The organism is Paludibaculum fermentans, from assembly GCF_015277775.1.
Classification (GTDB): domain Bacteria; phylum Acidobacteriota; class Terriglobia; order Bryobacterales; family Bryobacteraceae; genus Paludibaculum; species Paludibaculum fermentans.
The window spans coordinates 2,995,322-3,015,832 of sequence record NZ_CP063849.1; the positions used below are offsets into that span (position 1 = coordinate 2,995,322).

The following is a 20,511-nucleotide window of genomic DNA, read 5'->3' on the forward strand; positions in this document are numbered from 1 at the left end:
TTGCCTAGAAGCCCGGACCGCGGCCGCCCTTGCTGCCGCTGGAAACGGGGCTGCCGCTGGAGGCAGGCGCGGACTTGGCCAGTTCCGCCACGATGACGAGGTCTCCGTCCTTCAGTTCGCCCTTAGTGATCTCCGTATAGGTTCCATCGCTCTCGCCCGTCGTGACGGGGATACGCTGTTGTTTACCTTTGGAGTCGAGGACCCAAACAGCCTGTTGCACCTGGACTCCCTTGCGTCCTGACTTGCCGGCACGAGGCTGCACCGTTTGCTCGGATGACGGATGGTACCTGAGCGCCGCATTGAGAACCTTCAACACGTTGGGGCGCTGGTTCACGAGAATCCTGACGTTGGCCGTCATGCCCGGGAAGAGCTTCAAGTCGGGGTTTGAGACTCCGATGACGACGTCATAGGTGATGACGTTCTGCACGTTGATGGGGGCCTTTCGAATCTCAGTCACCGCGCCTTTGAAGACTTGGCCGGGATAGGCGTCCACGGTGAAGGTTCCTGGCTGGCCCACGCGCACGCGGCCGACATCGGCTTCCGACACGTTGGTATCGACCTGCATCTTGGTGAGGTCCTGCGCAATTTCGAACAGGGTAGGAGTGGCGAGGCTGGCCGCAACGGTTTGACCGACGTCGACTTTCCTGGACACGACTACTCCGTCGACAGGCGCCTTGATGAAGGTGTGGTCCAGATCGATCTGGGTGGAACGCAGCGCGGCCTGGAACTGATTCACTTGCGCCTGGCTGGCCGCGAGCTGCGTATTCGACACTTTCAACTCGGCCTGGGCGACCTTGACGTTGTCGCCCGCCTCGCTTTGCTGGGCGGTGGTGGCGTCGTGCTCGGCGACGGCCGTGCTGTAGGCGGCCTGGGCGGTATCTACGTCTTCCTTGGATAGAAGGCCCTGTTCCGCCAACTGCACGCGCCGGCCGGCCTTGATTTTCGCGTCCTGTGCGGCGACTTGTGTTTTGATGCCATTGGCGACAGAGGCGGCCGCGGACGACCTTGCGGCCTGGATGCCTGCCTGTGCTTTCAGGATGCCGGCCTCGGCGTTGGCCACACCGGCACGGGCGGAATCGAGGCTCGCCTGGCCCTGATCGACCCTGGCCTGGAGGGCCGCGGGATCGATGCGGGCGATCAACTGGCCTTTCGTCACCTTCGTGTTGAAGTCGGCGTAGAGAGATTGGATTGTGCCTGAGACCTGCGATCCGATTTGTACGGTGACGACCGCGTTGGGACTGCCGGTGGCGGAGATGGCGACGTTGATATCGCCATGTTCGACCGCGGCCGTGCGGAACTGAGTGCTGCCGCTCCCGCGGAGATACGCCCAGGCGCCCAAGCCGGCCAGGACGCAGGAGCCGAGCGCGAGCAACACAACTGATTTCCTCTGCATGCTGATGGATTGATGGGCACGTTCGAGGCCAATGACGGGGGTGTGCCGGGGGTCCTTGCGGGTGGAGGCGCGAGTGACGGCCGGCGGCAGCGCGGTGGGGGAATGGAGGCGGGCAGTTACCGCATGGGGCAGACTGACAAACAAGCGAATCACTTCGACCGTATTTGGTCAATTGACCGGTTGAGGTCGAGGCCTCCAGGAGTGTGGCTGGCGGGCCAGGTGGCAGTGGAGATGGCTGGCCTGGATGCGTCCCTGCCGGGCGGCAAGGTGGATTGAGCTGAGAAGCCCCTTGCGGGGCTTCCCTTCGTTTCCTGCAAAAGGCACGCCGAATGGAAGGCTTTGTGCCGAGGAGACGAGTCTACCCCTCCTCCTGGCTGCCCGATCAGTGCATTGTGTTCGTGACCGGCTGTCAACTGAGGTAGATGCCTGCGCTGTCCAGAGCACGCGAGTGGCCGCAGGCAAGGTCGAGATTGGTGGCCGAGCCTCAAGGTGCCAGTGTACCTTCGACGGGGGCCACGCGCATCAACGCCCAGTCGCACAGGAGTGGAGAGAGAATTGCATCTCTCCAACGCTTAGAAAGCCGGGTGTACAGATGCACCGATTGGAGGATCCAGGCGCCCAGGCAGCGCACCGGCGGCCGTGGATCGACGTTCCAGTTGGCGCCTGGCGATGCGCGAGCACTGGACAGACAGAAATGGATTTGAGGTTAACTCGACATGACAACGGACTGTTCCAGCGTGGCCTACTTCTCGATGGAAATTGCGCTGGACCCCGCCCTGCCGACATACAGCGGCGGACTGGGCGTGCTGGCTGGAGACATGCTGCGCGCCGCCGCCGATCTTGGCGTTTCGATGGTGGGCATCGCGCTGGTGCAACGCAAAGGCTATTTCGACCAACACCTGGATGACCTGGGGAACCAATCAGAGAGCCCCACTGCCTGGGAGCCCGAAAAGGTAGTGGAGCCGATGCTGCCAGTCGTCACTGTGCGCATTGAAGGGCGGGACGTGCGGGTTCGAGCGTGGCGGTTCCTGATCAAAGGGCTGGGCGGGCATGTCGTGCCGGTTTACCTGCTGGACACTGCACTGCCTGAGAACTCGCCCTGGGAGCAGAAGCTAACAGATAGCCTGTATGGCGGCGATGCCCACTACCGGCTGTGCCAGGAGATGGTGCTGGGCCTGGGCGGAGTTGCGATTCTCCCCGAGCTGGGACACAGCCTGATCTCGAGCTACCACATGAATGAAGGGCACTCTGCCCTGCTGACCCTGGGCCTGCTGGAGGAGCGACTGGAGGGGCGAGCGCTGTCATCGGCGACGGAGGAAGACATTCACGCGATTCGCGCCAAATGTGTGTTTACGACGCACACTCCTGTGCCGGCGGGCCAGGATCAGTTCCCGCACGACCTGGTGAGCCGTGTGCTGGGAGAAGAGCGAACCGCCGCACTGGAAGTGACTGGGGCATGCCCGGCCGGTTCGTTGAATATGACGTACCTGGCGCTGTTTGGATCCCGCTATATCAACGGGGTGGCGATGCAGCATGGCGAGGTGTCGCGCGGCATGTTTCCGAACTATCCGATCCGGGCCATTACGAACGGGGTCCATGCGGTGACGTGGATGTCGCCCGCATTCGGCGATCTGTTCGACCGGCACATTCCGGAGTGGCGGCACGACAACCTGTACTTGCGGTATGCGATTGGGATCGGTACGAGCGAGATCCGGGAGGCTCATGTGCAAGCCAAGCGCAGGATGGTGGCTGAGCTCAAGCAGCGGACGGGCGTGCAATTGGACGAGAAGGTGCTCACGATCGGATTCGCGCGAAGGGCCGCCACCTACAAACGGGCCGATCTGATCTTCAGGAACCTGGACCGGCTGCGCTGGATTGCAACTCATTGCGGCCCGATCCAAATTGTCTTCGGAGGCAAAGCCCATCCCAGCGACGTAGGGGGCAAGGACCTGATCCGGCGCATTTTCGAATCGGCCGCCGCTTTGAAGGACGTGATCAAAGTGGTCTATATCGAAAACTACGACTGGCGGGTGGCTCCGCTGCTGTATGCCGGCGCCGACTTGTGGCTGAATACGCCGCAACGCCCGCAGGAAGCCTCGGGCACCAGCGGCATGAAGGCGGCGCTGAACGGTGTGCCGAGCTTCAGCGTGATGGACGGGTGGTGGGTGGAAGGGTGCCTGGAAGGGATCACAGGCTGGGCGATTGGACATGGTCCGGAGTCGCCCGACGACGAGGTCTTCGAGATTGCGGCGTTGTACGACAAGCTGGAGATGATCATCCTGCCGATGTTCTACGGTCGCCCCACCGCCTATGCGGAGGTGATGCGGTCGGCAATTGCCATTAACGGTTCCTTCTTCAACACCCAGCGCATGCTCTCGCAGTATCTGGCGAACGCCTATTTCCGGCCGGCCGTGGCATGATCGCGGTCCTGACGCAGGGGCGGCGCGAGGGTAATGGGCGAGACCAGCGGATCCGTATGAGGCGGGCCAAAGAGGGGCGTCCTGATAATCCAGGGCAGAACAGACATGGCAAAAGAAGCGACTCCATTTGACGGATTCTGGGATCGACCCCTGGCGGAGCTGCTGCAGCAGCTTCAAGCTACGCCCGTTGGGCTGAATTCAACGGAGGCGCAGCAGCGGCTCCAACAGCACGGCGCCAACTCGCTGACGGGGGAGTCGCGTTTCGCCACGCTGATCGGGTTCCTGCGGAGTTTTGCCAATCCCCTGGTGATCATCCTTATTGTGGCGAGTTCCGTCTCGGTGGTAATGGGCGACCCGGTAAGCGGCCTGATTATCATCGCCATGGTGCTATTGAGCGTGCTGCTGAACTTCTATATGGAGTTCCAGGCGCGGCACGCGGTGGAGGAGATCCGGAAGCAGGTGGCGACGACAGCGGCCGTCCTGCGCGACGGCACGGAGCAGGAACTGCCGGTGGCGGATCTGGTTCCCGGCGACATCATCCGGCTGAACGCGGGGGACCTTGTGCCAGCGGACTGCCGGCTGCTGGATGTGAGGGATCTGCATGTCCGGGAGTCGGCGCTGACCGGGGAATCGCTGCCGGTGGAGAAGATCGCGGATGATCTTCCCACCGGGAAGCACAGCGCCGTGGAAGCGAGGAACAGTGTATTCCTGAGCACGGCGGTTCAAACCGGGATGGGTACGGCGGTGGTGGTCTGCACGGGGCGCGACACCGCGCTGGGCGAGATTGCGCAACGGTTGGCGGCCCGGCCGCCGGAGACAGAGTTTGGACGGGGCATCCGCCAGTTCGGGCTGATGATCACACGCGTGATCATGGCGCTCGTATTGTTCGTGCTGCTGGTGAATGTGGTGCTGCACCGGCCGCTGTTGGAGTCGTTCCTGTTCTCAGTCGCGCTGGCCGTTGGCATGACTCCGGAGATGATGCCTCTGATCATTACGGTGACGCTGGCCCAGGGGGCGAGGCGCATGGCGAAGAAGAAGGTCCTGGTCAAACAGCTCTCCGCGATTGAGGACTTTGGCAGCGTGACGATCCTGTGCAGCGACAAGACGGGCACGCTCACCGAGGGAGAGATTGTGCTGGACCGACACGTGGACGTGGACGGCAAGGACGACGACAATGTCCTGCGACTGGTCTACCTAAATAGTTACTTTGAGGCCGGAATCAAGAGTCCCCTGGACGAGGCGGTGCTGAAGCACGAGCGTCCGTTGATTGTGGAGTATGAGAAGCTCGACGAGATTCCATTTGACTTCAGCCGCAAGCGGCTTTCCGTGGTGGTGCGGCGTGGTGAGGAGATTCAGCTGGTCACCAAGGGCGAGGCCGAGAGCATTTTCGGCATCTGCCAATCAGTGACGGTGGATGGCGCTACCCAACCATTCGACGCCGCGCGGCAGGCGAAGGCCGCGGAGACTTTTCAGAAGCTGAGCGCCGACGGATACCGGGTGCTGGGCGTGGCAGCGAGAAGAGTGGAGCAGGCGGCCAGCTATGCTCCGGCTGCCGAGAAGGAGATGACCCTGGCCGGGTTCGCGGCGTTCCTGGACCCGCCCAAAGAGGGAATTCACACCGTCCTGGAAGCACTGAAGCAGAATGGTGTTTCGATCGTCGTCATGACAGGGGACAACCAGTATGTGACGCAGAAGGTCGCACGCGATGTGGGACTGCCGGCTGAGCGCATCGTCACCGGCGGACAAGTGGACACGATGGACGATGCCGCCCTGGCCTATCAGGCGGAGAATAGCGCGATTTTCGCGCGGGTCTCTCCGGAACAGAAGAACAGGGTGATTCTCGCGCTGAAGGCGCGCGGACACGTCGTCGGGTATATGGGGGACGGGATCAACGATGCGCCGTCGCTACACACAGCGGACGTTGGGATCTCCGTGATGAACGGTGTCGACGTTGCGAAGGACTCGGCGAAGATCATCCTGTTGGAGAAGGATCTGGCGGTACTGAATGAAGGGGTAGTGGAAGGCCGGCGCTGTTTCGCCAACATCATGAAGTACATTGTGATGGGCACGAGCTCCAACTTCGGCAACATGTTCAGCATGGCGGGCGCGTCGCTGTTCCTGCCATTTCTGCCGATGCTGCCGACGCAAGTCCTGCTGAACAATTTCCTTTACGACATCTCGCAGATCAGTATCCCCAGCGACAATGTGGATCCGGCGCTGCTGCGCCAACCCAAACGGTGGCGAATTGATTTCATTCGCCAGTTCATGACGATTATCGGACCGATCAGCTCGGTCTACGATTTCCTTACTTTCGGACTGCTGCTATGGGGATTCCAGGCTTACGCGAACGCTCCGCTCTTCCGGACCGCCTGGTTCGTGGAGTCGCTGGCGACGCAGACGCTGGTGGTATTTGTCATCCGGACGGCCGGCAACCCGCTGAAGAGCCGGCCCGGCAGACCGCTGCTGATCGCCGTATTCTCGATTGTCGCGATTGCCGTCGCGCTGCCATACACGCCGCTGGGCAAGCTGTTGAGCTTCATTCCCCTGCCCCTGCCATTGCTGGGAGCGATCGCAGTCCTGGCCGTTACTTACCTTCTGGTCGTGCAGGTTGTGAAGACCTGGTTCTACCGGAAGCACGCCCTGCTGTAGCCTCCCAATGCCGGAAAATATCAAAGTTGAACAGATTGCACCTCATGCGAGGCCCGCAGCAGACGTCGCCGCCGAACTCGGAACCGACATAGCGACGGGGCTCAGCTCATCCGAAGCGCAAGTGCGCCTGGAGCGAAGCGGCGCAAACGAACTAGAGAGCGAAGTGGCCGTGCCTGCCTGGCGGCGATTTCTGGCACAGTTCAAGGACGCCCTGGTCCTGCTGCTGGTGGCAGCAGCAGCCATCTCGTGTATTGTGTGGGCGGTGGAGAGGGAAACCAGCCTGCCCTATGAGGGCCTGGTCATCATCACGATTCTGCTGCTGAATGCGATTCTCGGATTCGTGCAGGAGGGACGGGCGGAGAAGGCCCTGGCCTCGTTGCGCGCCATGGCGGCACCCGAGGCGAGCGTGGTGAGAGACGGCGAGCAACGCCGGGTGGCCACTCGCGACCTGGTGCCCGGCGACCTGCTCATCATCAACGAAGGCGACACTGTCTCCGCCGACGCACGCCTGGTCGAAGTGGTTGAGCTTCAGACCCTGGAGGCTTCCCTCACGGGCGAAAGCTCTCCAGTCCTGAAGAGTGCTGAACCTGTGGAAAGCGAGGCCGGAATCGGGGACCGGCTCAACATGGTCTTCGCGGGCACCACGGCCAGTTTCGGGCATGGCCGCGCCGTGGTGACAGCCACGGGCATGAGCACGGAACTGGGCCGGATCGCCGGCATGTTGAAAACGACCAAGTCCCCCACGACGCCGTTGCAGCGCGAGCTCGACCACACGGGCAAGCAACTGGGCGTCGCAGTGGTGGTGATCGCGGCAGTCGTCGTGGCGACCCTGCTTGTGCTCTACGGCGCACGCGACGCAGCAACGGTCGTACGGGTGTTGATGTTCGGCGTTGCCCTGGCCGTGGCGGCGGCGCCCGAGGGGTTAGCGGCCGTGGTGACCGTGGTGCTGGCGATGGGTGTGCAGCGAATGGCCCGGCGCGGTGCGATTGTGCGCAAGCTGCCAGCGGTGGAGACGCTGGGTTCGGCCACAGTGATTGCTTCCGACAAGACCGGCACGCTCACTCGGAACGAGATGACGGTGCGGGTATTGGTCACCGCCACCGGCCGTGTGGAACTCACGGGCACAGGCAATTCGCCCGAAGGTGAGTTGAGACCGAAGGACCAGCAAAAACTTGAGGGGCCATGGAAGAACGAAACGGATGAACTGCTGCGAGCCGCTGTCCTGGCCAACAATGCCGAGCTCATCGAGAAGGACGGGGTCTGGAGCATACAAGGAGATCCGACCGAGGGTTCGCTTCTTCCGGCAGCGAAAAAGGCTGGGTTGGACTTAGGCGAAGTTCACGAGCGATACCCTCGCGTGGCGGAAGCACCGTTCTCGTCGGAACGAAAACTGATGAGCACCGTGAATGAGGACGGCGGTTCACCGGGGCACCGCATCCTGTTCACAAAGGGAGCACCGGGCATGCTGCTGGAACGCTGCACCCACGAACTATCCGGCGAGCAGAAGGTGCTGTTGACTCCGGAACGCAGGGCGCAGATTCTGCAGGTCACGGAGTCGCTCGCGGCTGAAGCGTTGCGCACGCTTGGGGTTGCCTCCCGATCGCTGGATACGGGAGGACCAGAGGAGGAGGCGGGAGGGCGGGCCACGGAGCTCGAGCGTGACCTGGTTTTTCTCGGGTTGATTGGAATGATCGATCCACCGCGTCCGGAGGCCCGCGCGGCTGTTGAACGAGCCAGGGCCGCAGGGATCCGGCCCATTCTCATTACGGGCGACCACCCAGGTACGGCGGTGGCGATTGCGAAGGAGTTGGGGATATCAGCAGACGATCGGGTTGTCACAGGCGCGCAACTCGAATCGATGTCCGAGCAGGAGTTGGCCGCGGCTGCAAGGGACATCGCTGTCTACGCGCGCGTCAATCCCCAGCACAAGTTGCGGATCGTGAAGGCGCTGCAGGGCAATGGTGAGATTGTCGCAATGACCGGCGATGGCGTGAATGACGCTCCGGCCCTGAAGTCTGCCGACATTGGGGTGGCCATGGGCATCACGGGCACCGATGTTTCAAAAGAGGCAGCGGATCTTGTTTTGACCGATGACAACTTCGCCACCATTGTCGCGGCGGTGGAAGAGGGGCGGGCGGTGTTCTCCAACATCCGCAAGTTTCTCGGATACCTGTTGTCATCCAACGCCGGTGAGGTACTGACGGTCTTCTTTTCGGTCGTGCTGGCGCGTCCGCTGGGGCTTGGAGACAGGGGCATGTTGGTGTTGCCGCTACTGGCCACACAGATTCTATGGATCAATCTCCTGACGGACGGGGCTCCAGCCCTGGCACTGGGCGTCGATCCGCCAGATCCCGACCTGATGCGACGGCCGCCCCGTCCCAGCGGCGAGGGTGTCATCAGCCGCAAGATGCGCTGGAACATCGGGATTGTCGGCGTGGTGATGGCAGTGGGGACGCTGTTCATTTTTGATGCATCGCTGCCTGGCGGATTCATCGATGGCCCGGGCGGTATCGAGTACGGGCGGACGATGGCTTTCACGACATTGATGCTGTTTCAATTGTTCAACGCCTTCAATGCAAGGTCGTATGTGCACAGCGCTTTTCGCGGAGTATTCCGGAATGGCTGGCTGTGGGCGGCCGTTGGGCTTTCGATTGCCCTCCATATCCCAGTGATCTACGTTCCGTTCCTGCAGGCGGCTTTTGGGACAGTGAGATTGAGCGGCGGGGATTGGGTGCTGTCGATTGCCGTGGCCAGCAGCGTGTTGTGGATTGTGGAGGGGGTGAAGTTTCTCTCCAGGATCCGGCAGCAACCCGCAACGGCTGAAGGCCCTTTGACGAAATGAGAGCGCCCCGCACCATTGTCGAGCCCCAGTGAGGGCCAGTCCGGGCGGCTGATTCGAGCGGCGATGACTCGGCTCTCAATAGGGATTGGCGGACGCTACTTGCGCGCCTGATCGCAGGCCTGGGGCGTGGAGCGTGCGACCCAGTCCAGGACAAAGCGCGCGACGGGTTGCCATTCCGGCTCGTTGTGAAGCTCGTGAAAGTATCCGTCACAACTTTTGAACATGGCCTTGCCCCCCGAGCCGGCCACAAACTCCTGGGATGCAGCCGAACTGGTGATGCGGTCCGCGCTGCCGTGCATCACCAGGACAGGCAGGGCGAGTTCCGCGGCATGGTCGAGAGCGGACTGGCCCGCCCCCTGGATTTCCGTGAAGAACGAGACGCTGATGCGGTCGTGGACCAGCGGGTCCTCGCGATAGCGGCGGACCACATCGGGATCCCGCGACAGCCAGGAGGCGTCGAGGCCGGAGGGGAAGGTCATGGCGGGCAGAATCGGGCGGAGGAGCCGCGCCAGGAGCAGCTTGAACTTCGGGGGCTCGAAGGCCAGACGTAGGTAGGGCGCGGAGGCGATGCCAGCCACAAAGGCAGGATGCCGCCGGATGAGGAAGTTCAGGGCCAGGTTACCGCCCATGCTGTGGCCGTAGAGGTACCGTGGGTTCGCCGGAAACTCCTCCGCCACATGTGCAGTGAAGAGGGCGATATCGTCCATGAGGTGCTCGAAGGAAGGAGTGTGCCCTCGCCGTCCTTGAGACCGTCCGTGGCCGCGAAGATCGAAGCCCGCGGAGGCGTAGCCATTCGTAGCCCAGAAGCCGGTGAGGTGATCGTAGCGGCGGCTATGTTCGCCCATGCCGTGGATGTGCGCGATGACGCCCTGGATGGGACCGAACGGGAGGCGCACCCAGGCATACAGACGCAGTCCATCCCGCGTCGAGAGGGTGAAATCCCTGATCGTGCCTGCGGTCCCTTTAGGCTGCATTTGCGAGTACCGTCCTCCTGCCGGAGTTTATCGAAGAACAGGGTGCGGGGTCCGGGCGAGCGCCGGGAGACGGCCTGAATTTAACGCGACGGAATGGAAGATCGCAGGAATTGCGTGGGATAATGGATTTGCCGGTGTCGCGCACTACCTTAATTCGGCTGATTGCCGTGCTACTGCTGCTGATTGCAGGGGCAGAGGTTTTTGCGTGCGACATTACGGATCCCTGCATCACCAGTGCCGCCAGCCCCAGCGCCGGCTGCGACCAGCCGCTGGGTGACAACTGCCTGTGCTGCTGCCACCATATTGTTCCGGCCGCAACTGTGACTTTGGATGCGAGCGAGTATGTGGCCGATGCGGTCCCTCCGCGGCCCACTGCTCATGCAGCTTCCATGTCGCTGCCGATTGAGCACCCTCCGCAACTCTAGTCCCTCCTGCCCTTTAAATCCGGCTCTGGCCACTGACGAACCGTACGGTCTGCCCGCGGGTGAGCCCATGGAGGCATGGCTGGCGCACCTCCAGCCATAGTCAGCCAGACCGGAAACTCCAATTTGATGTAGACCTCGAGACCGATTGGGAGAGTGCAATGTTGCGAAGCTACCCTTCCCTGCTGGCGCTGCTATTTGGCGCGAGTTGGGCATTGGGCCAGACGCCCGACGCTATAACGAGCGTCGACCAGCTGATTCAACAATCCTTGGCGCAGAACCGCGAGATCCAGGCGGTTCAGCAGCGGCTAGCCGAGGCGCGCGGAAGACTGAGACAAGCCGGGAACCGTCCGGTACCCACGCTGGAATTGAATGCAGGCAGCGGCCGCCCGCTGGGCACGACGGGGGAGGAGGAGTACAGCATCGGGTACTTCCAGCCCATCGAAACCGGAGGCAAGCGGCCCAAGCGGCTGCTGGTCGCCGAGAAGGAGGTGGAACTGGCGGACGCGGAGCTGGCCGAGCGGAAGCGGCAGCTCTCATACGAGATCAAGGCGCGGTATATCGATGCGGTGGCGAGCCTGCACAAGGTGGAAGCCATTGACCGGATCGTGGCGGTCAACCGGGAGGCGTACCGGCTGGTGGACGCGCGGGTGCAGCGGGATGACGCGGCTCCGCTCGACCGGCAGTTGCTGCTGGTGGAAGTAAATCGAACGGAGGCGCAACGGTCGATGGTCGCAGGCCAGGCGCAATCGGCGGAGGTGGAACTCCGGCGGGCCGCAGCCCTCCCATCGAGCGAGCCGCTGAAGCTGCCCACGGCTCCGGTGGCACCGTCCGCCCCGGGGGTGACGCTGGAGGAGCTGCGAAGGCGGGCTCTGGAGGTGCGTCCCGACCTGCGGGTGGCCCGCACGCTTTCCGCGCAATCGACAGCCGAACTGGATCTCGTCCAGGCCCAGGGACGGCCCGACGTGACGGTGTCGGCGCAGTATGCGCGAAGGTATTCGCAGTTCGAAGATCCAATCCGGGTGACGGGGCGCGGCTCGCCGCTACTGCTGCAGGACCGGGACAACGTACTGACACTGGGGGTTTCCATCCCCCTGCAGACGCGCAAGCGCAACCAGGGCAATGTCGAAGCGGCAGCAGCCCGCCAGAGCGCGGCGCAGTTGAGAGGCCGGCACCTTGAGGTGACCGCCGGACTGGAAGTGGAAGCGGCATGGGCACGCTACGAGGCAGCACGGAAGACGGTGGCGATCTTCCAGCGCGGGGTTGTGGACGAATCGAACAGGAACCTCGCGATCATTCGCCAAGCTTACGAACTGGGCCAGCTTCGGCTGTTGGACGTCCTGAATGAGCAGCGCAGGCAACTGGAGACGCAGCTGAGCGCAATCGATGCGGAGGCGGAACTGGCGCGCAGCGCAGCCGAGTTGGAACGGGCCGCGGGAGGAGAACTCAAGTGAAGAAGTCAATGTTCCTACTGGCGGCCACACTCGTGCTGGCCGGGTGCTCACAACCGAAGCCTGAGCCCACGCCCAATGAAGAGAAGCGCGAGGGCGGGCTCGTGCAGATCAGCGCGGAGGCCCAGTCGCACTTCGGAATGCAGGTGGAAGCGGCCCAGGTGCATTCGCTGCACGAGCTGCTGCAGGTGCCCGGAACGGTGCAGCCCATCGACAGCCGGGTGAACACGATCCGGCCGCTGGCGCGCGGGCGGCTGCACGAGGTGCTCGTGAAGGTGGGCGATCGTGTAAGCAAAGGGCAGCCGCTGGCCACGTACGACAACATGGAGGCGGGTGAACTGGTGGCACAACTGTCGGGGGCGCGGGCCGACCTGGAGCGACTACGCGGGCAGGAGCGCCAACTCGGCCGCCAGGTGGAGAGGGCCCGAGCCCTGGCTGAGATTGGGGCTGTGCCGAAGAAGGAGTTCGAGCTGGCGACGGCCGATCAAAGGGCCGCCGGACAGAGTGTGAAGTCGCAGGAGAGCGTGGTCGAGGGAATCGTGGCACGCCTGCGGCGCTTTGGCCTGACTGGTGCGGAGACGCAGACGACGCCCATCACCACCATCACGGCACCGTTGGCGGGAGTGATTACGAAGCAGGAGGCATCGCCGGGCGAGGTGGTGGAGTCCACGACGGCGTTGTTCACCATCGCGGACCTGAGCGCTGTGTGGGTCCAGGCCGAGGTTTATGAGAAGGACCTGGGGCGGCTGCGGATTGGGCAGGACGCGTTGATCACCGTGGACACTTACCCTGACCAGGGTTTCACAGGCAGGGTCACGTATGTGAGCGATTTCCTGGACCCGCGGACACGAACCGCGCGGGTCCGCTGCGAAGTACCGAACGGATCCATGCAACTCAAGCTCGACATGTACACCAACGTGCAGTTGCCGACGACCTTCAGCCGCAAGACGCTGGCCGTGCCTTCGGGCGCGATCCAGGAGGTGGGGGACAAGACGGTGGTTTTCGTGAGGAAGTCAGCCACGGAATTTGAGCCACGGGTGGTCACTGCCGGGAAGACCGTTCGCGAGCTGGTGGAGATCGTAACCGGGCTGACGGCAGGCGAGATGGTGGTGAAGACAGGAGCGTTCCATCTCAAGTCCATCCTGGTGGGCAAGGAACTGGGCGAGGAATAGCATGCACTCCTTCATAGACTGGGCGCTCCGTTATCGAGCCATCGTCCTGCTGGGCATTCTGCTGACGATCGTGTTCGGGGTCTATTCGCTGCAGCAGCTGCCGATCGACGCCGTACCCGACATCACACCGAACCAGGTTCTGGTGCTGACCCGCGCTCCGAGCCTTTCCCCGATCGAGGTGGAACAGTTTCTAACTTTTCCGATTGAGAATGCCATGACCGGATTGCCGGGCGTGGAGCGAATCCAGTCGGTCTCGAAGAACGGCCTCTCGTATGTCGCCGTGTACTTCAGAGAGAACGTGGAGACATACTTCGCGCGGCGGCTGGTGATGGAGCGGCTGCCGCAGGCGCGCGAGAACATTCCGGCCGGAATGGGCTCACCGGAGATGGGTCCGATTGCCACCGGGCTGGGTGAGGTCTACCAGTTCAAGGTGAGCGGCGCGGGCCGATCGCTGATGGAACTGCGGAGCATCCTGGACTGGGAGATCGCGCCCAAGCTGCGATCTGTGCCTGGGATCGTGGAGGTCAACACGCATGGCGGAGCACTGAAAGCGTACGAAGTACAGGTCGACAGCGAAAAACTGGTGGCTTACCACGTCTCACTGGAGAAGCTGATCTCCTCCCTGGAGAAGAACAACGCCAACGCGGGCGGAGCTTACCTGGAGCGGATGGAGCAGCAATCGCTGGTGCGGGGCGAGGCCTTGATCACCAGCCTGGCGGACATCGAGAGGATCGTCGTGGGGGTGTCACCGACGGGCACTCCGATCCTGGTGAGCAACCTGGGTGAAGTCCGGTTTGCGCCCATGGTGCGCCAGGGCTTCGCGACGCAGGATGGCAAGGGGGAGATTGTTGTCGGTGTAGCGATGATGCTCATCGGCGAGAACTCGCGCGTGGTGGTGGACCGGGTCAAACAGAAATTGATCACCATCCAGAAGTCGCTGCCCCCGGGCGTGCGGGTGGAGCCGCTTTACGACAGAACCGAACTGGTGCGCCGCACGATTGGGACGGTGAGCCGCAACCTGCTGGAGGGCGGATTGCTGGTGGTGGCGGTGCTGCTGCTTCTGCTGGGGAGCTTCAAGGGCGGCGTGATGGTCTCCCTGGCGATTCCGTTATCGATGCTGGCAGCGTTCACGGGAATGGTGCAGGCCAACATCTCAGGCAACCTGATGAGTCTGGGCGCCATCGATTTCGGCCTGGTGGTGGACGGGTCCGTGGTGATGGTAGAGAACATCCTGCGGCGGCTGGGTCATCGAAAGCCCGGAGAGGAATCGTTGGACGTGATCCGCCATGCGGCGCAAGAGGTGGCGAGACCCACGTTCTTCGGCATCCTCATCATCGTACTGGTCTACATCCCCATCCTGACCCTGCGGGGCGTGGAGGGGAAGATGTTCCGGCCGATGGCGATCACGCTGTTGTTTGCCCTGGCGGCGTCGCTGGTGATTGCCCTGGCCGTGATGCCGGTGCTGAGCTCCTATGTATTCCGGAAGCAAGTGGTGGAGAAAGAGACGTGGCTGATGCGGAAGGCGGGCGCAGCCTATGGACCGATGCTGCGCCGAACGCTCCGGTTTCCGCTGGTCACCGCTGGACTGGCGGCCCTGGCCTTCGTGGTGACGCTGGCGATTGTGCCGCGGCTCGGCGCGGAGTTCATCCCGACATTGGACGAGGGTTCGATTGTGGTGATGATGTACCGGGTTCCGGGCATCTCCGTAGCGGAATCGCTACACGGCAACGAGATCATCGAGAACGTGCTGCGGGAGTTCCCCGAGGTGCAGACAGTTTACTGCCGGACCGGCCGGCCGGAGGTGGCGACGGACCCAATGGCGATCGACCAGAGCGATGTCTATGTGTTCCTGAAGCCCGCTTCCGAGTGGCCTCGCAAGCGCACCAAGGAGGATCTGATCTCCAGCATGAAAGCGAAGCTGGAGGAGCATGCGCCCGGCGCCGGGTACAGCTTCTCGCAGCCGATTCAGATGCGGATGCAGGAGTTGATGGAGGCCGGTGTTCGCTCCGATATCGCCGTAAAACTGTATGGCGACGACCTGAACATCCTGCGTCAGAAGGCGGACCAGATTGCCGCCGTCGTGCAACGAGTCCCCGGCGCGGCCGATGTGCGCGCGGAGCGGGTGGCGGGCCTGCCCTATCTGCGGATCCGGATCAAGCGGGACGCGCTGGCCCGGCACGACCTGGATGCGGCCGATGTGCTGAATACGGTCGAGGCGATTGGCGGCAAGGCCGTGGGACAAGTAGTGGAGGGGAACAAGCGATTCGTGATGCAGATCCGGTTTGACGAGGCACATCGGAGCAGCATTGATGCGATCAGGAATCTCATGGTGGGGGACAATGAGGGCCACTTCATCCCGATGGCTCAACTGGCCGACGTGTTTGAAGAGAGCGGCCCCGCGCAGATCAGCCGGGAGAACGCGCAGCGCAGGATCTCAGTGGAGGTGAATGTCCGGGGCCGGGATCTGGCGGGCTTTGTCTCAGAGGCAAGCCGGCTTGTGGCAGCGAAGGTGAAGCTGCCCGCGGGGTACTCGATCGAATGGGGTGGCAAGTTCGAGCAACTGGACAGCGCGTCGCGGCGGCTGGCGATCACGGTACCGATCGTCCTGCTGTTGATCTTTGTCCTGCTGTATCTCAACTTCGGATCCGCCGTGCCCGCGCTCCTGATTTCGCTGAATGTGCCGCTGGCCGCGGTGGGCGGCATTCTCGCGCTGTACCTGCGGCAGATGCCGTTCAGTATTTCCGCGGGCGTCGGGTTCATCGCGTTGTTCGGAATTGCGGTGCTGAACGGCATCGTGCTGCTGACAAATGTGATTGCGATGCGAAAGGGCGGAGCCCCGTTGGCGGAGGCTGTCGAGGCAGGAGCGAGGGCGAGGTTGCGCCCGGTGATGATGACGGCGCTGGTGGCGAGCCTGGGGTTCTTTCCGATGGCGTTTTCGCACGGAGCAGGAGCGGAAGTGCAACGGCCGCTGGCAACGGTGGTGATTGGCGGCCTGGTCTCCTCCACGGCGTTGACACTGCTGGTGCTGCCGGCCATCTACATGATGTCGGAGAAGAGACGCGAAGCGAGGGGCAAAGGAGCCGCGGAGACCGTGCAGGGGTGAGGCTCCCTGATTGGGGCAGCGGACAGAGCCGGGAGCGGACAACCGCCCACGGCGGCTGCCTGCTTGTTTCAGGTGCCGCGGCCATCTACGATTGGGGACTGAGTTGCGGGCACCGGGCTTGGCCGTTGGGTTCCGGGTTCGGGACGGGTTGCCCAGCAGGAAGGATGATCGATGCACAAGAGTCTGTTGAGCGTGATAGCCCTTGGATTGACAGCGGGTGCGGGCCTTGCGGCGGAGGCGCCCGCGGCAGAGATCTCGAATGGCCTGGTTCGCGCGAAGGTCCATTTGCCGGATGGGCGGACGGGCTTCTACCGGGGCACACGGTTCGACTGGTCCGGCGTCATCTCGGACTTGCAGTTCTCCGGGCACAACTATTACCCGCAGTGGTTCGACCGGATGGACCCCAAGGTCAAGGATTTTGTCTACGAAGGCGCCGCCATCGCGGCCAGCCCCTGTACCGCGGCGACCGGCCCGGCCGACGAGTTCCGGACGCCCCTGGGGTATGAAGAGGCCAAGCCGGGAGGAACGTTTGTGAAGATCGGAGTCGGCGTCCTGCGGAAGACCGACTCCGCCGCATACGATTCCTTCCACCTCTATGAGATTGTGGATGGCGGGCAATGGAAGGTCAGCAAAACGGGGAGTTCCGTCGAGTTCGTGCAGCGGCTGAATGACCGGGCCACGGGCTATGCCTACCTGTACAAAAAGACGGTGTCGTTGACGAAGGGGCAGCCGCAGATGGTGCTGAGTCACAGCCTGAAGAACACGGGCAAAGCCGCGATCCGGAGTGCCGTCTACAACCACAACTTCCTGTATCTCGACCGGCAGCCGCCCGGTCCGGATTTCGTGATCACGTTCCCATTCGACGTCCACACGCCCCAGGTCCCGCCGATGGCCGAAGTGCGCGGCAACCAGGTGCGGTACACGAAGATCCTGGCGGGGGAGGAGCATGTGCAGATGCCCGTAAGCGGCTACGGTGCGGAGGCTAAGGATTATGACATCCGTGTGGAGAACCAGGCTGTGGGTGCGGGTGTGAGGATCACGGGCGACCGGCCGATTACCCGGATATACCTGTGGTCCATTCGCGCTCCACTTTCGGTGGAGCCGTATGTGAATGTGGAGATTCAGCCCGGGGCGGAGTTCACCTGGAAGATTGTATACGACTACTACACGATGCCAACGGGCGGGCGATGACACAGGTCAATGCAGGCCCGTGCGGATTTGCCGAGTGAGCGGCTGGCGCGGTGCGCTCAATATTCAAACTGCATGAACAACTGGACCTGACGCGGCGGGCCGCTCTCAATCAATGATCCCCAATTGCTGAGGCGGCCGGCGGGGGTGGCATAGGCTTCGCTGAGGCGCACGGCGTTGGCGTGATTCAGGAGGTTGAAGCTCTCCGCTCCGAACTGGAGGCGCATGCGGTTGTCGTGGAACGGGATCGTTCTCATGAGGCGGGCATCTAGGCTAACGGAGGCCGGTCCAAGTCCAGTGTTGCGCAGCATGCCGGTGGGCCGGGCCGTGACGGGATAGGCTCCCGTGGCGGCGGGATCGTAAGTGAGCAGCGTGTTGACGGGCCGCCCGCTGCCGGCGACCATGCCCGGGGCCAGGGTCCAGTTCTCCAGGGCGGCCTGAAGCCAGGGTGGTCCAACCCAGGGGCCGAAGGGCAGCTCAAAGATGGAACTGATGCTGAGGCGGCGCGCCTGATAAAGGCGGCTGCGGCCCCAGTCGGCGTGCAGGTTGGCGGGCTGGGAAGGATGCTCGTCAAAGTCGGAGGCGTCATCCCAGGCGCGGCCGAGGTCGAAACTGGCAAGCAGGGTGATGCCTTCGAGGACGCGCCGGTTGTAGGAGAACGACAGCCCGCGGTAAGACGACCTGGCTGTCTGTTCCAGCAGGTAAACAGGAGGCAAAGTGAGGGCTGCGTTGCGGACCCGGGGCAGGTGCAGGGCCCGGACCAGGTTTAGTTCCACATGGAAGGTCGACGACGAGCCAAAGCCGCGCTCCCAGCCGATGGAGAGCTTGCGCGCCCGCGCGGCGGGAAAACTGGCGGAGGCGGCCCAACGCGCCGCAACTTCGGGACCGAGGCCGTATCGAACATACTCGGTTGCCTGGCCGCTGCCCTTCTGCAGGACGTCGTTGAGATAGGCGAGTGGATAGCGGTCAGTGAAGAGGCCGAAACCCGCGCGGAGGATCCAGGGCGTCTTGACGCCGGGCCGCCAGGCGAGGCCGAGACGCGGACTCCAGTTGCCGGGCGGCTGTGGGAGCCCGGAGGGGAGGCTCTGTTTGTCGTAGCGGAGGCCGGCTTCCAGAAGGAGATGGTCGAGCACCTGCCAGCGCTCCTGCAGCCAGAGGCCCACCGGCACTGTGGTCATGCGGGTACGCGGGTCGCCGCGCACGATCCACGACATGGCAGGCGAGCGTTGCTCGAAGGCCTCCAACGTCGGGAATAGCTCCACGCCGCCAAAACGATTCGCTATTCGACCGTCGAAGTGGACGGCGTGGACGCTGGCTCCGGCGCTGAGGCGATGGCGGCCGGCCGTGAGGTTCCACTGCTCGACGAGTTCGGTGTGGGTTTCGAGGCGGCTGGCGTTCAGGCGCGGAGATTCGCCGAAACTCACAATGCCGGGGATTTCCACAAGTGGGCCGGAGCCATTCGGCCAAAGCCGCTGTTCGCGGCGGCCGTACTGAGTGCGGATCTCGTTGACCATGGCCGGCGTGATGACACGCAGCCAGGTGGCGGCGAGGGAGTGGTCGGCGGTGAGGCTGTTGCCGGCTGCCGACCGGTCCAGAAAGTTCTCGGCCCCCTGGACATCGCCCAGGGCGCGGCCGTGGGACCAGGCGTAGCGGAAGGCCAGGGCATCCCGCTCAGTCACCTGATGGTTGAGTTTGAAGGTGCTGTCGAGCCCGTGCTGGGAGGTGGGGTAGAGCCCCGAAGAGACGGTGCGGTCCTGAGCGAGGACGCGATTGATGCGGTCGACGGCCCAAGAGGGAGTTTCGGACCATTCCTGCGCGGACTCCTCCTCCATTTCGGCGGCGACAGCCCAAAAGGTTCGGTCCCTGCGGAGGGGCCCCATGACGGACACTCCAGGTTGGCGGCGGCGGAAGCGCGGCCGGCGCTCCGAATCGACTTCCGTTTTACGGGCGTTCAGAAGCTCGTTCTGGAAGAACCAGGTGGCATCGCCGTGCCACTGGTTGACCCCGGTGCGGGTGATGACGTTGATGAGTCCTCCGGCAGCGCCGCCGAATTCGGCTCCGGCGCTGACACCGGCCACGCGGAACTCCTGCACCATCTCGAGGCCGACAGCGACGCGGTTGCCGCCGGTGGTTTCGTCGCGATTGTCGAGCCCGTCAATCGTCATGCTGTTGCTGCGGGCACGGACACCGGAGAAGCTGAAGCCACTGTCGGCGAGCGGGCTGCGGATGCCGGTCATGGAGCGCTGTTGGCCTCCCGTGGCGGTCTGGGTGAGGCCGGGCACGAGGGCGACGAAGCCGAGGTAGTTGCGGCCCAGGGCAGGGGCCTCTTCGATTCGATCTCCGCCCAGCGCCAGGCTAGCCGTGGTGGCTGCCGCTTCGAGGGCGTCGGGCTGCTCGTTGACCTCGACCGTGGTGGCTACGCCTTTCAGAGAGAGGGTCAAACGCTGGATCAGTACCTGGCCGATGGAGAGCGGGAAGGTGGCGGTGCCGAGTGGGGTGAAGCCGTCATGCTCGACGTGGAGGGTCCATTCGCCAGGAGGCACCGCGTCCAGCGAGAAACGGCCTTCCCAGTTCGTCTCAGCGGTGCGCCTAAACCCGCGCGTGGCGTCAAGAGCGGTGACTCGGGCAGCCGGCACCGGAGTGCCGCTTGCGTCGGACACAGTGCCTTGGATGGCTCCGACTGGTGCGCCGTGCTGGGCTTGCAGGACGGAGGCGAAGACAAGGAACACGAAGAGTGGGAGCAGCCTGCAAAGGTGGGGGCTGAGTGCGTTGGCCGGCTGGGAGGCCATCTGAGACTGCCGGGGCGCCGGGGTTCGTAGCGCGATTTCATTCAAAACGGGCGGCTTGGCTTGCGAATTGTGATCGGGGCCTCGCCTCTCCGTCATTCCACTAGGCTA

11 protein-coding genes are annotated in these 20,511 nt (G+C 63.4%); 8 read left to right on the plus strand and 3 right to left on the minus strand.

Annotated features, from left to right (window positions below; all coding sequences use genetic code 11):
• Positions 1 to 4 precede the first annotated feature (4 nt).
• Positions 5 to 1,546 (minus strand): efflux RND transporter periplasmic adaptor subunit, encoded by a 1,542-nt coding sequence (locus IRI77_RS11725; RefSeq protein WP_194452241.1) that lies wholly within the window; start codon positions 1,544 to 1,546, stop codon positions 5 to 7.
• A gap of 563 nt (positions 1,547 to 2,109) precedes the next feature.
• Between IRI77_RS11725 and glgP the strand changes: the two genes are divergently transcribed.
• The 3 genes from glgP to IRI77_RS11740 all read left to right on the plus strand — a co-directional run bounded on the left by glgP (position 2,110) and on the right by IRI77_RS11740 (position 9,304).
• Positions 2,110 to 3,813 carry an alpha-glucan family phosphorylase gene (gene glgP, locus IRI77_RS11730; protein ID WP_194452242.1) on the plus strand — a complete coding sequence of 568 codons (1,704 nt, stop codon included), beginning with the start codon at positions 2,110 to 2,112 and terminating at the stop codon, positions 3,811 to 3,813.
• Positions 3,814 to 3,918: 105 nt separating this feature from the next.
• On the plus strand, positions 3,919 to 6,462 hold the full coding sequence (gene mgtA / locus IRI77_RS11735) for a magnesium-translocating P-type ATPase (RefSeq protein WP_194452243.1): 2,544 nt from the start codon (positions 3,919 to 3,921) through the stop codon (positions 6,460 to 6,462).
• A 7-nt stretch (positions 6,463 to 6,469) separates the two neighbouring features.
• A complete protein-coding gene (locus IRI77_RS11740) occupies positions 6,470 to 9,304 on the plus strand; it encodes a cation-translocating P-type ATPase (RefSeq protein ID WP_194452244.1) in 2,835 nt (944 codons plus the stop codon).
• Positions 9,305 to 9,399: 95 nt separating this feature from the next.
• Here the strand turns inward: IRI77_RS11740 and IRI77_RS11745 are convergent, their stop codons facing one another.
• A complete protein-coding gene (locus IRI77_RS11745) occupies positions 9,400 to 10,278 on the minus strand; it encodes an alpha/beta hydrolase (protein WP_194452245.1) in 879 nt (292 codons plus the stop codon).
• A 134-nt stretch (positions 10,279 to 10,412) separates the two neighbouring features.
• Here IRI77_RS11745 and IRI77_RS11750 point away from each other — a divergent pair, with 134 nt between their 5' ends.
• From IRI77_RS11750 to IRI77_RS11770, 5 genes are all read left to right on the plus strand, one after another.
• Positions 10,413 to 10,703, plus strand: coding sequence for a hypothetical protein (locus IRI77_RS11750; protein ID WP_194452246.1), 291 nt, complete (start codon positions 10,413 to 10,415; stop codon positions 10,701 to 10,703).
• Positions 10,704 to 10,861: 158 nt separating this feature from the next.
• Positions 10,862 to 12,154: a TolC family protein gene (locus tag IRI77_RS11755; protein ID WP_194452247.1), complete on the plus strand. Its 1,293-nt coding sequence runs from the start codon at positions 10,862 to 10,864 to the stop codon at positions 12,152 to 12,154.
• Positions 12,151 to 13,323: an efflux RND transporter periplasmic adaptor subunit gene (locus IRI77_RS11760; protein WP_194452248.1), complete on the plus strand. Its 1,173-nt coding sequence runs from the start codon at positions 12,151 to 12,153 to the stop codon at positions 13,321 to 13,323. The genes IRI77_RS11755 and IRI77_RS11760 overlap by 4 nt, the downstream gene beginning before the upstream one ends.
• Position 13,324: 1 nt before the next feature.
• On the plus strand, positions 13,325 to 16,426 hold the full coding sequence (locus tag IRI77_RS11765; protein WP_194452249.1) for an efflux RND transporter permease subunit: 3,102 nt from the start codon (positions 13,325 to 13,327) through the stop codon (positions 16,424 to 16,426).
• Positions 16,427 to 16,597: 171 nt separating this feature from the next.
• Positions 16,598 to 17,617 carry a hypothetical protein gene (locus tag IRI77_RS11770; protein ID WP_194452250.1) on the plus strand — a complete coding sequence of 340 codons (1,020 nt, stop codon included), beginning with the start codon at positions 16,598 to 16,600 and terminating at the stop codon, positions 17,615 to 17,617.
• Positions 17,618 to 17,673: 56 nt separating this feature from the next.
• On the opposite strand, the gene IRI77_RS11775 is transcribed toward IRI77_RS11770, so the two are convergent.
• On the minus strand, positions 17,674 to 20,274 hold the full coding sequence (locus IRI77_RS11775) for a TonB-dependent receptor (protein WP_194452251.1): 2,601 nt from the start codon (positions 20,272 to 20,274) through the stop codon (positions 17,674 to 17,676).
• Between the last annotated feature and the right edge of the window lie 237 nt (positions 20,275 to 20,511).

Bases quoted from the DNA above. Each gene is read 5' to 3' on its own strand.
- IRI77_RS11765 (WP_194452249.1), top strand. From the start codon at position 13,325: ATGCACTCCTTCATAGACTGGGCGCTCCGTTATCGAGCCATCGTCCTG.
- IRI77_RS11745 (WP_194452245.1), bottom strand. From the start codon at position 10,278: ATGCAGCCTAAAGGGACCGCAGGCACGATCAGGGATTTCACCCTCTCG.
- IRI77_RS11770 (WP_194452250.1), top strand. From the start codon at position 16,598: ATGCACAAGAGTCTGTTGAGCGTGATAGCCCTTGGATTGACAGCGGGT.
- glgP (WP_194452242.1), top strand. From the start codon at position 2,110: ATGACAACGGACTGTTCCAGCGTGGCCTACTTCTCGATGGAAATTGCG.
- IRI77_RS11740 (WP_194452244.1), top strand. From the start codon at position 6,470: ATGCCGGAAAATATCAAAGTTGAACAGATTGCACCTCATGCGAGGCCC.
- mgtA (WP_194452243.1), top strand. From the start codon at position 3,919: ATGGCAAAAGAAGCGACTCCATTTGACGGATTCTGGGATCGACCCCTG.
- IRI77_RS11755 (WP_194452247.1), top strand. From the start codon at position 10,862: ATGTTGCGAAGCTACCCTTCCCTGCTGGCGCTGCTATTTGGCGCGAGT.